Origin of the sequence: Mycoplasmopsis arginini (assembly GCF_900660725.1) — a bacterium.
Classification (GTDB): Bacteria; Bacillota_I; Bacilli_A; order Mycoplasmatales; family Metamycoplasmataceae; genus Metamycoplasma; species Metamycoplasma arginini.
This window is the reverse complement of the sequence record NZ_LR215044.1, coordinates 607,750-623,426: the sequence shown is the minus strand read 5'-3', so window position 1 is coordinate 623,426 and position 15,677 is coordinate 607,750. Positions and strand designations below refer to the sequence as shown.

General features: G+C 25.5%; 11 protein-coding genes. 8 read left to right on the top strand and 3 right to left on the bottom strand.

All coding sequences use genetic code 4. The features are described 5' to 3' along the window. Positions 1-192: 192 nt before the first annotated feature. From EXC38_RS02800 to rlmD, 5 genes are all read left to right on the top strand, one after another. On the top strand, positions 193-2,406 hold the full coding sequence (locus EXC38_RS02800; RefSeq protein WP_129694734.1) for an ATP-dependent helicase: 2,214 nt from the start codon (positions 193-195) through the stop codon (positions 2,404-2,406). After that, a complete protein-coding gene (locus tag EXC38_RS02795; RefSeq protein ID WP_129694733.1) occupies positions 2,399-3,973 on the top strand; it encodes an MHO_4530 family protein in 1,575 nt (524 codons plus the stop codon). The genes EXC38_RS02800 and EXC38_RS02795 overlap by 8 nt, the downstream gene beginning before the upstream one ends. A 10-nt stretch (positions 3,974-3,983) precedes the next feature. Then, a complete protein-coding gene (locus EXC38_RS02790) occupies positions 3,984-5,894 on the top strand; it encodes a M13 family metallopeptidase (RefSeq protein WP_129694732.1) in 1,911 nt (636 codons plus the stop codon). A gap of 266 nt (positions 5,895-6,160) precedes the next feature. Beyond that, the gene (gene mnmE, locus EXC38_RS02785) at positions 6,161-7,504 is read left to right on the top strand and encodes a tRNA uridine-5-carboxymethylaminomethyl(34) synthesis GTPase MnmE (RefSeq protein ID WP_129694731.1); all 1,344 of its coding nucleotides are present in this window, start codon (positions 6,161-6,163) and stop codon (positions 7,502-7,504) included. A 10-nt stretch (positions 7,505-7,514) separates the two neighbouring features. Then, positions 7,515-8,891, top strand: a complete 1,377-nt coding sequence (rlmD, locus tag EXC38_RS02780) for a 23S rRNA (uracil(1939)-C(5))-methyltransferase RlmD (protein ID WP_129694730.1) — start codon at positions 7,515-7,517, stop codon at positions 8,889-8,891. Positions 8,892-9,022: 131 nt separating this feature from the next. Here rlmD and EXC38_RS02775 read toward each other — a convergent pair whose 3' ends face one another. The 3 genes from EXC38_RS02775 to EXC38_RS02765 all read right to left on the bottom strand — a co-directional run bounded on the left by EXC38_RS02775 (position 9,023) and on the right by EXC38_RS02765 (position 13,483). Then, positions 9,023-10,153 carry a hypothetical protein gene (locus tag EXC38_RS02775; RefSeq protein WP_060823405.1) on the bottom strand — a complete coding sequence of 377 codons (1,131 nt, stop codon included), beginning with the start codon at positions 10,151-10,153 and terminating at the stop codon, positions 9,023-9,025. Continuing rightward, positions 10,135-11,751, bottom strand: coding sequence for an N-6 DNA methylase (locus EXC38_RS02770; RefSeq protein ID WP_129694729.1), 1,617 nt, complete (start codon positions 11,749-11,751; stop codon positions 10,135-10,137). The genes EXC38_RS02775 and EXC38_RS02770 overlap by 19 nt, the downstream gene beginning before the upstream one ends. A 142-nt stretch (positions 11,752-11,893) precedes the next feature. Continuing rightward, positions 11,894-13,483 carry an MATE family efflux transporter gene (locus EXC38_RS02765; RefSeq protein WP_129694728.1) on the bottom strand — a complete coding sequence of 530 codons (1,590 nt, stop codon included), beginning with the start codon at positions 13,481-13,483 and terminating at the stop codon, positions 11,894-11,896. Positions 13,484-13,575: 92 nt separating this feature from the next. Here EXC38_RS02765 and ftsY point away from each other — a divergent pair, with 92 nt between their 5' ends. The 3 genes from ftsY to pyrH all read left to right on the top strand — a co-directional run bounded on the left by ftsY (position 13,576) and on the right by pyrH (position 15,674). Then, a complete protein-coding gene (gene ftsY, locus EXC38_RS02760) occupies positions 13,576-14,631 on the top strand; it encodes a signal recognition particle-docking protein FtsY (RefSeq protein ID WP_129694727.1) in 1,056 nt (351 codons plus the stop codon). After that, positions 14,631-14,858 (top strand): hypothetical protein, encoded by a 228-nt coding sequence (locus tag EXC38_RS02755; RefSeq protein ID WP_004416564.1) that lies wholly within the window; start codon positions 14,631-14,633, stop codon positions 14,856-14,858. Before ftsY ends, EXC38_RS02755 begins: the two co-directional genes overlap by 1 nt. 87 nt (positions 14,859-14,945) lie before the next feature. Beyond that, positions 14,946-15,674 (top strand): UMP kinase, encoded by a 729-nt coding sequence (pyrH, locus tag EXC38_RS02750; RefSeq protein WP_004416565.1) that lies wholly within the window; start codon positions 14,946-14,948, stop codon positions 15,672-15,674. Positions 15,675-15,677 lie beyond the last annotated feature (3 nt).

Genomic DNA, 15,677 nt, shown 5'->3' with positions numbered 1-15,677 from the left:
TCCTTTTTAAGATTGATATTTTTTATTCAATTTAAATTATATAATTTTTACTTTTATAGTATTTTATTAAATTTAAAAACTACAAATTATGATTAAATAAACAAAAACACTTTCTTTTCTTTATTACTCATTATTTATAATGGGTAATAAGGTATAATTTTAAAAGAACAATCTAAATTTAAGAGGTAAAACATGGTAGACTTACATAAATTAAATAAACAACAAAGAGAAGCAGTAGAACACAACGAAGGCCCTCTTCGTATAATTGCTGGTGCTGGTTCAGGGAAAACAAGAGTTTTAACTTATAAAATTTCTTATCTAGTTGATGAATTAGGAATTAATCCTTCACGTATATTAGCTTTGACTTTTTCTAATAAAGCAGCTAATGAAATGAAACAGAGAGTCGTAACCATGATTGACAACCCAAGTAAATTACCAATAATAAGCACCTTTCATGCTATTTGTGCAAAGATATTGAGAAAAGAAATTCATCTTTTAGGTTATGAAAATGATTTTCAAATTCTTGACGAGATAGATCAAAGGGCAATTTTAAAATCTGTTTATTCTGAATTAGAAATTACCAATAATGAATTTAGCTACAACTCAATTATTTCATACATTCAAAATAAGAAAAATTCTTTATTTGATTTTTTAAATATTGAAAATGAGCAAGAAGATAGCTCAATATCTCCAGAAGAAAGAAAAGCAATAGAAACTAAAGAATTAATTTACAAACACTATCAAGAAAGGCTCCAAAGATCTAGGGCTTTGGATTTCGATGATTTATTAGTGTTTGTATATACTTTGTTTTATGATCCAAAATATGAAAACATTGCTAACAAATGAGCAAAAAGATTTGATTATTTATTAATTGATGAATTCCAAGACACAAGCGTTATTCAATACAAGATTTTACAAAAATTATGTTCAACTAATAACTTAACAATTGTTGGAGATCCTGATCAAACAATTTATAGTTGAAGAAATGCCGATATTAATATCATTATAAATTTCCATAAAGATTATCCTGATGCACTTACAGTAAAACTTGAAGAAAATTATCGTTCAACTAAAAAAATTTTATATCACGCTAACAAACTAATCCAAAAAAACAAACTTAGATTAGAAAAAAAATTATTTACTGAAAACGAAGAAGGTGAAGACGTTGAATTTTATTGTGGTCACAGCGAAGAAGCAGAAGCAATTTGAATAGCCCAAAAAATTTCTGAACTGAAAAGATCTCGTGTTCAACTAAAAAATATTGCGATCTTGTTTAGAACTAATAGCTACTCAAGAGCAATTGAAGAAGCCTTAATTAGAGAAAATACAATTTATAAGTTGTTTGGTTCTATCAAATTTTATCAAAGAGAAGAAGTCAAAGACGCTTTAGCTTATTTAAGGGTAATTCACGATGGTAGTGAAATTGCTTTATTAAGAATCATTAACAAACCCTCACGTAAGATTGGAGAAGTTACAATTGATAAACTTTTAGAATTTGCAAGAAGTAAAAATCTAGATTTATATTCTGCTATCGAAAGGCATTTTGATGAATTACAAGAAACATTGAGTATTTCTACATCAACCTTACAAAGATTGGCTTATTTAATTAACGATATACGTTGAGCAAGAGCAGCTTTAAAATCAAATAATATTAGCAGTACTTTAAAAGAATTTATGTTTAAAAAGATCAACTATTTTGAAGTCTTTAAGGGTTCAGAAGAAGAATATGAAGCTAAACAAGAAAACTTTTTAAGTTTAATTGCAGCAATAGAACAATGAGAAAAAAATAATACTCACGGTACTATTGATGAATACTTGCAAGAAATTACACTAATTACAGACCGCGATGTTGAAGATGATGCAACAAGTTTTGTATCATTAATGACAGTACATAACGCAAAGGGCCTTGAGTTTGATTATGTATTTATTTGTGGTTTAGCCGAAGGCATATTTCCGCTTAAGAGAGCAATAACAATTGCTCCTAATAAAGATTTTACTTTCTTAAGTAGTTCGAATACGAGTGAAGAAAATATTGAGGGATTAGAGGAAGAAAGAAGACTTGCTTATGTAGCAATTACTCGCGCAAAGAAAAAACTGTTTTTATCTTTTGCAATTAATAGATCAGGCTTTGCTAAAAGAAGTAGATTTATAACTGAAGCAGGTATTTATGAACAAAACAGAAGTATTAGCTTAGCAAATGATTTTTCAATAGCTGAAGAAAACCACTTAAACAATAGTGATTTAGTTGTTGGAGATTACATTATGCACAATTTTTTTGGTCATGGTGAAATAATTGATATGGTAGGGTCAATTATTACTGTTAAATTTGCTAATCAAAAAACAATAAAGCAATTTGAAAAATCACATCACTCAATTAAGAAATGAGATGGTAGTCTAGATGATTAAAAAAATTGATTCGCTGCTCTTTATTTGAGTATTAATTTTTGCAATTTTACTTTCAGCAATTACTTTATGATTCATTTTTTGATTAGAAAGGAAAGAAAAACTTGTTAAAAATCAAAATGGCTTTATTTGTCTTGAATTAGACTTACAACAAAAAAGAATTAAATATTTAAATGGAATTTCTAATATTTATAATGAACCCTTCTTTCTTAAAAAAATTAATTTTTTAAATAATAGATGAAAAAAATTACAAGACTTTCAATCTTTACTTGATAAAAAATCTAATTTTGTTTTTTCTAATGCTATTAGGAACAAAGAAAATGTTTTAATCAGTTTTGAAAAGCAATTGACTAAGTTTTCATGACATAAAACAAAAGTTAATCTTGAAATGAATTTTGTCGATGAAAATAGCGCTGTGATTACTATCAATTGAAATGAAATTAATTCCCGCGAAGAGGCTGTTTTTGAGGCGATAAATACAAACATATCTTACTTGCTAGATACAAATAGTAAATATTTAGCTTGTGGCTTTGTTTTAAACATAAAAAACATTAACAACATTAATAACTTTGTTAAATTATTTAAAGAAGTTTGTTACAAAAATAAATTAAAGAACATTAAAGTTTTTTTAGATTGAAACAAAATATTTTTTGTTTTCCCTCTTTCCAAATTCAAAACAAAACAAGCAAACAAAGGAATTAAAATAATCGAAAACAATTCTCACTTATATAAAAATTTATTTAGTAGTTTTTTTGCTTTTGAAAGTAATTTATTGGTTGGAAAAGATTTTTACAATTATGAAGTAATTTTTGATTATTTAAAAGTGATACCTTTTTTAGAAGATTTTTGATTACCTAATGATTTTAGTAAAATAGAATACTTTGAGAAATTTAAAGAAAATTATGATTATGTTTTAAATGAAATTAATGAAACTAACAAAATAGATTTTAAAACAATTTCATTTAATAATTTTGGTGATGAAAACAGTAAACTAAACTTTTTATTAACAGAGAAAAAATTTGAAGCATTAAATATTTCTGATCCAAAAATTCTTTCATCGTTGGATATTTATAAAAACTTTTTTATTAAAATTTACGAAAACATTAATGCTATTGAGCCCCATGGTAAGGTTTTAAATGTTAATGATTTTATTTTTAACCTAATTGATAATAAGAACATTGAGAATGCTATTTTTAAAGATCATTCTTTTGTTCAATTAATTTCCTTAAACTCGAAGAAAAGTATGTTAAAAGCAAGAAAAAAGATTGAACAAATTCAAGAGATGAAACCAAGGGCATCAATAGCAATAAAGTTAGATGATATAAATGATGATATTATTTCTGCAATAGATAAATGAGTAAAAATTATTTGATTTGATAAAAAAATTACATCAAGATTAAATAACCCAAAAATAATGTTATATGTTGGTCTTTTACTTAACAAAGCTGAACAGTTAAATATATCTGTTGTTTTTGAAAAATTAGATTACAAAAATTATAAAAAAATACTATACAATAATAATTTAAATATGTTTTATACTTTAAACAGAAAAACATTGAAGGAAAAATAAAAGGAGATATATGAATAAAAAATTAATAAAAGAAAACTTTTTTGAAGCTGTTAATGGTGAATGATTAGCAAAACATAAAATCCCTGACAACAAATCAACTATTGGTTCATTCGAAAGGTTAGATGAAGGTTTAACAAAATTAAAAACAAGTTTATTGTCAAAATGATCTGTAGATACTAGAGAAATTGAAGATAATAAAGAATTATTAGAAATGGTAAAACTGTATCAATTAGCAAACAATTGAAATGAAAGAAAGAAAAATGGTATTAAACCAGTTTTATCAATTTTAAAAGAAATTGAAGAATTAAATTCATGAGCTGATGTTGAGAAAAATTACAAAAACTTAACTCTTAGAGGTTTTGAAGTTCCGATTCCTTTCATGATTGAAACAGATTTTAAAAACTATGAAAGACAAACATTATTTGTTTCTTGTCCTTCTGTTATTCTTCCGGAAAAAAGTTATTATGCAAACGAAGAAAGAAAGAACAGCCTTTATAAAATTTGAATTGCAATGACTAAAAAACTTTTATTAAAAGTAAATAAAGACGAAAAATGAGCAGAAAATTTAATTAACAAGGCATTAATTTGAGACACAGAAGCTGCTAAATATATTTTATCTGCTGAAGAATGAGCTATTATCACTAATATTTATAATCCTAAAAAAGTTAGTGAATTTGATAATAAAATTAAGGAATTAAAACTTTCTAAGATTTTAAATTCAATTTTTAGCGAAAAAATCGAAGAGGTTGTTTGTGTATCAAATGATTTAATTGATAACTTTTCAAAATTATTAAATAAAGAAAATTTTGAAAACTATAAAGCATTTTTATACGTAAACACTTTATTAGATTTAGCAAAATATTTAGATTACAACAGTTTAGTAATTTCGGGAGAGTTTAAACGCACTCTAAACGGACAAATTAAACCTTTAGATAAAAAGAAAACTGCAGTTAAGCTAGTTGTTGATGGAATTTACTCAATGGTTTTTGGTAAATACTACGGTGAAGAATACTTTGGAAGAATTAATAAAGAAAATGTTAAAAAAATGATCTATAAAATGATTAAAATCTATGAAAATAGACTAAGTCAAAATGATTGATTATCACAAAAAACTAAAGAAAAAGCTATTTTAAAACTTTCTAAAATTGGTGTTTATGTTGGTTATCCAGAAATAATTGAAGATTACTATTCAGAATTAGTTGTAAAACAATACAATGGTTTTGATGATTTCTTAATGAATATTTTAGATTTTATTGCAATTGAACGTAAAGCAAATTTTGCAGAATATAACAAAAAGAAAAATAAAGATTTATGATCAATGTCTCCAGCAATGGTAAATGCATATTACAACCCAACAAACAATAAAATTGTTTTCCCTGCGGGTATTTTACAAGCTCCTTTTTACAGTCCAAAACAATCATCTTCTTCAAATTACGGTGGCATTGGTGCTGTTATTGCTCACGAAATTTCCCACGCTTTTGACAATAACGGTGCTAATTTTGACGAAGTTGGTAACATGGTTAACTGATGAACGAAAGAAGATAAAATTGAATTTGATAAAAGAGCAGAAAAAATGATTAAGTTATTTGACGGTAGAAAAACTGAAGCTGGTAAATGTAATGGTAAATTAACTGTATCTGAAAATATTGCTGATGCTGGTGGTGTTTCTTGTGCTTTAGAAGCCGCTAAAAGTGAAAAAGATTTCAACGCAAAACATTTCTATATAAATTACGCAATAAACTGAAGATCAAAATATAGAAAAGAATTACAAAAATTATTACTTAACACCGATGTTCATGCTCCTACAATTCTAAGAGCTAATGTTCAAGTGCAAAACTCAGATGATTTTTATACTGCTTTTGATATTAAAAAGGGTGACCCAATGTTTTTAGATCCTAAAAAACGGGTAAAAATTTGATAATTTACTTTTAAAAAGTTAGATTTATATAGTCTAACTTTTTTTATAATACATTTTTAGCTTTTTTTCTAAAAAATAAAATGTAGAAAAGTGTTTATTTAACGTTAAAATAATTTACATTTTAACAAAAATGTTTTGAACTTAAATTAAGAAGTAAAATTAAGTTATTAACTTTTTGACACACATTATTATATTTATTAATTTAACAAATTTAAAAACTTTACTTTTTCAACTTATTTTTTAATTTTTTAATTATAATTAAAATTTATATGAATAATCATTATAACGATACCATTGTTGCTATTTCTTCAGGAAATATTAATCAAGCTATTTCTATTATTAGAATTTCCGGCCCAGAAGCTATTGAAATAATTAAAAAAATATATACAGGAAAAATCGGTAAAGATAAAACAATAACATATGGTTATATAAAAGATCCTAACAATTCTAAAATAATTGATGAAGTATTGGTAAATTTCTTTATTGGAAATAAAAATTATATAGGTGAAGATACAATAGAAATTAATGCGCACGGCGGCATTATAGTAACTAATAAAATTTTAAATTTAATAATCGCAAATGGTGCAAGATTAGCTTCCAGAGGTGAATTTTCTCGAAGAGCTTTTTTAAACGGTAAAATCACTTTAGAAAAAGCTGAAGCAATAAATACGTTAATTCATGCAAAAACTAATATTCAAGCAGAAATTGCTATTAAACAATTTGATAATAAAGATAACGAAATAATCGAACAATTAGAGCAACAATTATTAACAATTATTTCAATTATTGAAATCAATATTGATTATTCAGATTATAACGATATCGAACAAATGGATAAAACTAAATTAATTAAATTAATTTCGAATTTAAAGAACAATATTGATTTGATAATTAAAAAATCTGAAATTGCTAGCGATGTTTATAATGGAATTAAAGTTGCATTAGTTGGCCAACCTAATACCGGAAAATCATCAATTTTAAACTTACTCTTAAATAAAGAAAAAGCAATAGTTACAGATATAGCAGGAACAACGAGAGATATAGTTGAAGGTGAGTATGAAATTAATGGAATACCTTTTAAAATAATAGATACAGCAGGAATTAGAAAAACTGAGGATAAAGTTGAATCAATTGGTATTGATCGCTCTATTAATGCTATCAAAGAAGCAAAAATAGTTGTTCATTTATTTAACCCTAATCAAATTCAAACTGAAGAAGATAATTTAATAAAAGAGTTATCTAATGATAAAATATATATTCCTGTTTTAAACAAATCTGATTTAATAAAAGATAAAAAAAATATAAACTTTGTTATGACATCCGCAAAAGAAAAAAATGTTTGAGAGTTAAAAAATAGTTTGATTAAGAATTATTTAAATTTAGATTATGAAGACCCTGAGTTAATTTATAATACCAGACGTTTAGGTCTTTTGAAACAATGTAATAATGAATTAAATACTGCTTTAGAAAGTTTGAATAATGGTTTTGGACCAGAAGTTGTAATATTAGATATAAATAAGGCTTGAACCATTTTAAGAGAAATTTTAAATAAAGAACATGATAATGAAGCTTTATTAGATAATATATTTAATAAATTTTGTTTAGGAAAATAGGTTATGTAAAATGGCTGCTAATAAAAGAGAATTAGAATTAAAAGAAGGTTTAGTTATAAAACGCGTGAAAAATGAAGCATCTGAGTTTTATTTAGGTTTATCATACGAAGGCTTGTGTGTTTTAAGAGATTTTAATATTCCTGTTTTTGTTTATAACTTACTCCCTAATGAAGAAGCTGATATTCAAATAACATATTATTCAAAAAAATGTTGTTTTGCAAAAGTAATAAAGTATCGTAATTTTTCTCCCTTGAGAGAATATTTAGATAATAACAAAAATTTATTATACGAAACAGGTTCTGCACCTCTTATGAGTTTAAGTTATGATAACCAACTAAAATTTAAACAATTTATTATTAATAGTTTGTTTGAAAGAAATTTATCTTATTCAAATGTTTTGCCAATTGTTAAATCAGTTTGTCAATGAGGCTATCGTAATAAAATTACATTACAAGTTAAATACGAGAACGAAAAACCTCTTTTGGGATTTTTTAAAAAATACAGCCACAATTTAGTGCAACAAGAAGAACTATTTTTTGGAGTTGTTTCAATTCGTAATTTCTATAAATCATTTTTATTAAATCCGGAAAGTGATTTTGAGAAAAAAATAAATGAAGCAATTTTTAAATTTAAACCACACAAAATAACATTAAGATCTCCAAAAAGTACATTTTGTAATATCGAAATTATTTTACAAATTAAGAATGAACCAAAAGAAGAATTTGTAAAGGAGTTAGAAAAATTAAATCTTCAAGAAACAAAGTATAAATTTTCTATTTTTAATAAAAACAATAAAACATGAACAAATCTTCTAAATCATGCCGGTAATAAACATGAAATAGGTAAATTAACTTTTAATGTTAAGAATGATACTTTTTATCAAATTAATGAAAATGTTATGAACTTAATTTATAAACAAATATATGATTGGATTCCAACTTGTAAATTAACTAATATTTTGGATTCTTTTGGTGGTGTTGGAACCATAGGTTTATTTGTTGCTTCTAAAGCAAATACAGTTTATACGATTGAAATAAATGAAATTTCAACACAAATGGCTAAACAAAATATCAAAGAAAACAAAATTGATAATGTTATAGCTATTAATGCTGACGCAAACAAATGATTAGTAGATAATTACAAAATTGTCGATATGGTAATTTTTGATCCACCACGCGAAGGTTTGGGTAAAGAAGCAATTTCTTCAATTATAAAATCAAAAATAAAAAGAGTTATTTATTTAAGTTGTGAACCAAAAACCTTAGTACGTGACTTAAAAGAATTAATAAATAATGGTTATGGAATTAAAGAAGTCCAACCTTATGATATGTTTCCGCAAACACACCATATTGAAACATTAGTCTTACTTCAAAAGAAAGAAATTTAATATTCAAACTTAGCAACACAAAAATGATTGCTAAGTTTTTTGTTTAAAAAACTAACAATAAAAAGAGAAGGAGCGCCCTTCTCTTAATATATTAAAAAGTTTAGTGACAAAATTTAATATTTGTTTTTTATTTATTTTTTTAATTTTTGATAAAAATCTTTGGTATATTCATAAGAAAGACTTTTAAAATTCATTTTAACACTAATTGTTGGGTTTAATTGTTTTACTTTATCTATAGAAAAACTAACATAGTCATCATGAATAAAACAAGAAGAAACTCTTATAAAAAATAAAGAATTAATTTTGTAGGCAGAAACAGATGTGCCACCCCTTTCTTTTCGTTTTGATAATTTTGTTTTTAATATTCTTACATTATTATCTTTTATTTCTGCATCTAAATTTTTCAAAAAATTAATAAAGGCTTTATATGTTCAAATTTTATGTTTGTTTCTACCAGCGGGTCTTAATTCACCTTCTAAATTTGCTCATTCATTTATATCGTTGGTCGGAAATAAAGTTAAAAATCCGTTTAGGTCTTCTGTACAAATAATATCAGCTGTTTTGCTGCCGTTATTATAATTATTAAGGACTGCAAAGCTTACGCTTTCTTCTGAAAAGTCATTAATATTTTTTCCTATAAATTCAAAAAGATTTAATCCCTGTTTTTCTTCCAACATTTTTTTAAAATTATGATTTTTAGTTAAAAAACTATCATCAAAATTCAATAAACCATCATCTTCGTATTTTGGCAAATCTATTTCACTAATTTTAGAATATGGTTCTTTAAATTCAATAAGAAGGTAAGATGATTTACTTTTATTAAACAAAATTGCATCAGTCGAATTTGGACCACCACCCTGTATTAAAAATAAAGATTTTTCCAGGTTGTGATATACATATCTGGGGATAAAGTTTTCGATATCAATGTTGTTTAAAATATAACTAAAAGATTCTTTGCTTTTGTGACAATCAACAAAACAACTTAATTTTAAAATATTTGCAAGCGTCTGAGAATAAACGCATTCACTAAAAACAGCGGATTGAATATGTTTATTTTTTTCTTTTTGTTTATTTATTTCGCACGCAAAAGCGGGACATAATTTGTTTATTTTTTCTAATAATTCTTTGCTAATTGAATTATTTTTAAGTTCTTTCCAAATTTTATTTCTTTCTTTCTTTTTAAAAATAACAAAACTGTTTTGGATTTTATAAAATTCATCAATAAATGACTTTATATCATTATTTAATATTTTTTTGTTCATTTACAAACCTTGCTTTCAAAAAAAGAATTAGAATGAACACTATCTAAATTAATTAAATTAGAATCAAATCCTAAAATAGAAAGAATCTTATTATTTATTATTTTTTTATATTCTTCTGGAAATTTAATATTTTCTTGCAGAACGCCTGAATTCATTTTTTTTGTTATGTACTTTTTCTCTTTTTCCTTCATATCTTTAAAGATACTTTTAAAAAATTTTTTATCTTCTTCAGATAATAAATTAAACGGAATAGGCACATCTTTTAACACTCTTAAAGGAAGAGTTATTCCTCCATCATAAATTCTTCATCACCAATATGGAAAACTAGAGTTTATAAAACAATAATTAAAAATGTATTCATCTTCATTGTCAAAAAACTTAGTGTATGATCCAGATCTGCTTAATTTAAAGCTAGATCCTGTAGTGAAATACCTGCACGAGTTGGGTATATCAATCATAAAATTTGTTTCTTTTTCTTTGAAAAAATCCTCTAATTTATATTTCGATTTTGTTTTTCATGTGTTAAGTAACTCATTAAGTGAAGAATCCACCTTTATAAATTTTGTATTATTTTTATTAACAATTTGTTTAACGTTTGGTAACAAATTCTCAAGTAAATTAACGTTTAAAAGATCTTTTCTTTCACTATTCTTAAATCTAATAAAAGGAGAAATTCTGTAGCCTGGATTATTTTTATTCTTAATCGATACAGTTATTGCTGCTCTAACAGAGTTTGTTGTATTTGAATTAAATGTTCCAAATTTTTTACCATTAAATATGTTCCCTGGTACATTATCAAAAGAAACTATAAACCCCTCATTACTTTTGCTCATCATTTCTCTTAATGTATAAAATTTGTCTCCTGATATAAAACTAAATGGAGTTATTATTACAGATGATAAAGACTGAGAAAAAATTTTTTCCATAAAAGCAGAATAAAGTTCCTTACTATCATTAATAACTTTTGTTATTTCTCAACTTTCTGAAAAATTAACAATTTTTGCATAAGGGGGGTTTGAAATTACCTTACAATTTTTTGGCAATTTAATTTTTTTGTCTAAAAAGTCACAATAAATATCATTAATATGTTTGAAAGTTTCTAATCCGTATTTGTTTACCAAAATTGTTTTGCAAATTCTTAAAGCAGTTTCGTCAAAATCATATAAGTATAATTTTCCATCCATAATAAGTTGTTTTGCTTCTTCAAAGCCTATCAAATCTAAGTAATTAAGTATTAGCCTACCCGTTCCACATCCAACATCACAAACCACTTCTCCTGGCACTTTACGCAACCAACCGCTTAGAACAGATGCCACATCATCTGGTGTATAATATTGACCATTTATTTTTTTCAACAACTTATTTTCTATAGCCAAACCTTCTTCATACAATAAGCCTAAATCAACGTTTTTAAAAAAGGGGAACAAATTAATATTATTTAAAACAAAAAAATCACAGATATCAATCCATGTCTTCTTTAAACCATTTAACAAAATATCTTCATAATATTTATCCGAACTATAATTTAAAAACTTTTCCGTAAGACCCTTAATAAGAGTTGCCGATTTTTTTGTTTTTCAATTTATGTTTTTTTTCATTTATCCCTTCTTTCTAAAATAACTTTTATATTAATAATTATAACAAGATTAATTATTTTATTAGTTTTTTAATTAATTAAAAAACTAATAAACCAAAAAATAAAAAACCGCAAATAGCAGTTCCGAAAAATTTTACATTATTTTATAATTTCTTAGCATATTTAACTCATTCATTTGAATTTCAACGTAATAAATAAAGAGTAGTTCTAAATAAAGGATCAATAAGAGCGATTCCACTTAAACTAATTAAAAATAGTTCTTGGCTTAAATTCTCACTTCTAAATAAAATTAAAATGTAGACAAAACTTGTTTGTAAACCAATCATAGTAAATAGTGAAATAAGGTTAGGCATTCAAACATCGTTTGCTCCTCATAACGATCTTAAAGTAGTAAAAGGACCAACATCAGTTAATGTTTTGAACATAAATATTGCCATTAAAATGTAACAATATTTATTAATTAAATCCGTTTCTATTGAATAGATTTTAAACATTGGGAAAGTTAAAATAACTCCCAAAATTCCAAATAATAATTGTATTGTCAAACCAGTTTTAAAAGATAAATTTCCTATTTTTTTTGCTTTTGAAAACTCATTTTTTCCAATCTCTGTAGCAACTACTGAAGATGTTACATAACTAAGAGCAAAAAGGAAGGCGGCAAACAAATCATGAACATTATTAGCGGCTCTTCATAAGCCAATAAATTTGTCATTTAATTTACCATCTGGTATTGCCTTAGATAATAAATATTGAGCTACAAATCAAATTCCTGTTTCTAAAGAAATTGGAAATCCAATTTTGATTACCTCTCTAATATATTTATTATTTCAAGTTTCTTTAAATTTAATTTTGTAATTTTTTATTACGTACTTTTTAACTAGTATCAATGAAATTATTGCATTAACCAATGCTCCCAAAAGAATTTCAAATGTTGCCAAAAAAGCATGATTCAAAGCAAATAGAATAACAAAAATTCATATAGTTCTAGCAATTGTTCCAGTTATAACACCAATAATAGCTAATTTATTTCTTTTAATTGATTGAAGTGCTGAATTTAATATAAAAGCAATAGAAGTTATAAAAATATCAATTGCACCAATTCTTAAAAACTTTATAGTAAATTGATGTTCGTTTTGAATCTCAACAAAAGGATTTGTTTGAATAAAACTTTGCCCACCATAAAATCCACCAGCAAAAACATAATGATCTAATTTTAAATCATACACTTGTTGAAGATTGAATCTAGATTTTTCTAAATTAGATTTAAAAGCATTGTAATCTACTTCTGTTTTTCAACTTAAAATAAAGGAATTTTTAGCACCTGATAATGCAAGAAGTTTTGGCGCACTAAAAAATACAATTAAATATGCACAAGAATTTAAAATTAAAGAAAGATAAAATGCTGATCAAAGCAATTTAGTTATTTCTTGTTGTTTATTTTGCCCATAAAGGTTAGAAGCGACAACTAAAACCCCCAATTGGTACATTAGTGGAAGAAATGTTATTATTTTATAAACAACAAAAACCTTTGCAAAAGTATAAAAGTAATAACCGTTAAAAGAACCATCAATATGATAAACACGATTGTAAAAACTAGTGGCTAGTGAACCAACAATAGTAACAATAGCAAAAAATAAGGTCTGAATAAATATAGGGAAACAAAGCTTAAGTAAATATTTAAGCTCTTTTTTTGTATTAAAATCAATGTTGTCATTAATAATTGCTGTGCTCATAAATTATTCAATAAATTTTACTAAAAAAATTTTATTATTATTTTTATATTAAAATATATAAATAAAATGTTAGAGCCATATTAGGAGTTAAAATGGGTTTTTGGTCTAAATTAAAAGAAAAATTATTTGGTACAGAAGAAGAAAGAATTGCAAAAAAACAAGCCAAGATCGAAGCAAAAGAAAAGAAAATAATTGAAAAAGAATTAAAAAAGCAAAACAAATTAGACAGCTATATTGCTGGATTATCTAAATCTAATTCCTCATTTGTTGAAAGTATAAAACAATTACAAAACAGACATAATAAAATAGATGAAGAATTCTTTGAAGAACTTGAAGAATTGTTAATCATGTCAGATATTTCAATGAAATTAGTTCATGTAATTATTGAAGAATGTAAGAAAGAAGTAAAAAACGAAAACATAGAAGATCCAAAATTAATAAATGAGATTATTGCCGATAAATTATTTACAATATACGCATCAAATTCAATTATCGACACAAACTTAAATATTGAAGATAATAGAATAAATGTTATTTTAGTTGTTGGTGTTAATGGTTCTGGAAAAACAACATCAATTTCCAAAATTGCGCATAAATTAATAACAGAAGGCAAGAAAGTATTAATTGCGGCTGCTGATACATTTAGAGCCGCAGCGGTAGAACAATTAGAAATATGAGCAAATAAAGTTGGCGCCGATATTGTTAAGCCATTACAAAACGAAACAGACCCAGCCGCTGTTGTTTATCGCGCTATTGATAAAGTCAAAGAAGAAAATTATGACGTTTTAATTATTGATACCGCAGGAAGATTACAAAACAAAATTAATTTAATGAATGAATTAGCAAAGATAAACAAAGTATTAGAATCTAAAATACCAGGAGCTCCACACGAAAGTTTATTAGTTCTTGATGCAACAACTGGTCAAAACGGAATTTCACAAGCTAAATCGTTTGGAGAAGCAACACAATTGACTGGTATAGTTTTAACTAAAATGGACGGCACTTCAAAAGGCGGAATTGTTTTAACTATAAAAGATGAAATTAATTTAGCCGTTAAATTTATTGGTCTCGGTGAAAAAATAGAAGATCTTGCTGAGTTTGATCTTGATTCATATATTTATGGTTTGATGAAAGGTATTAACGAATAATGGAAGATATTGAAGAAAGAGAAAAAATTATCGAACTATATGAAAAATATGGTCAATTACTTGCTCAATCACAAAAACAAGCGTTACATTTACACTTAATTGAAGATTTATCATTTGCTGAAATAGGTTCTGAACTAGCTATGTCTAGGGCGGGTGCTTTTGATGCGGTTAAAAAAGCAAAACAAAAACTTATTTTGCTAGATAAAAAACTTAATCAAGGGAATTAAGAGCGATTTGTCTCTAAAATTGAGATATAAAAGTAAAAATTGTTATAATTTTTTAAAAATTAAAAAGAAACTTTGAGGAGTTATTTAATGGCTTATAAATATAAAAGAGTTTTAATCAAACTCTCTGGTGAAGGTTTAGCAAATAAAGACAAACATTTAGCAATTGATTATGAATTAGTTGATAAATTCGCTAAACAATTACAAATTATTATTTCTAACAATGTAGAAGTTGCAATTGTTGTGGGTGGTGGAAACTTTTGAAGAGGAACTAGTGCCGCTAAAAATGGTATTCAAAGAGTTAGAGCTGACTACATCGGTATGTTAGCAACAACAATGAATGCTTTAGCTTTACAATCTGGCTTTGAACACAATGGATTACAATCAAGAGTTTTATCTTCATTAACAATGGACCCAAAGGTTTGTGAAGTTTATATTAATGAAAAAGCAAAAAAATATTTAAAAGACGGTGAGGTTGTTATTTTTGCTGGTGGAACTGGAAGACCTTTCTTTACTACTGATACAGCATCGACACTATATGCTTCTGAAATTGAAGCCGATGCAATTTTAATGGGAAAGAATAATGTCGATGGTGTATATGATAGCGACCCTAAATTTAATGATAAGGCAGTTAAATTTGATAAATTAACATATGATGAGTTATTAGAAAGAGATTTAAAAGTAATTGATCAAACAGCAGCCTCAATGGCAAAAGATAACGACATTGATATAATTATTTTTGATATAAATGAAAACGATGCCTTACTAAGAGCTATTGAAAATAAAATACCAAATACAGTAATTACAAAAACAAAATAGGAG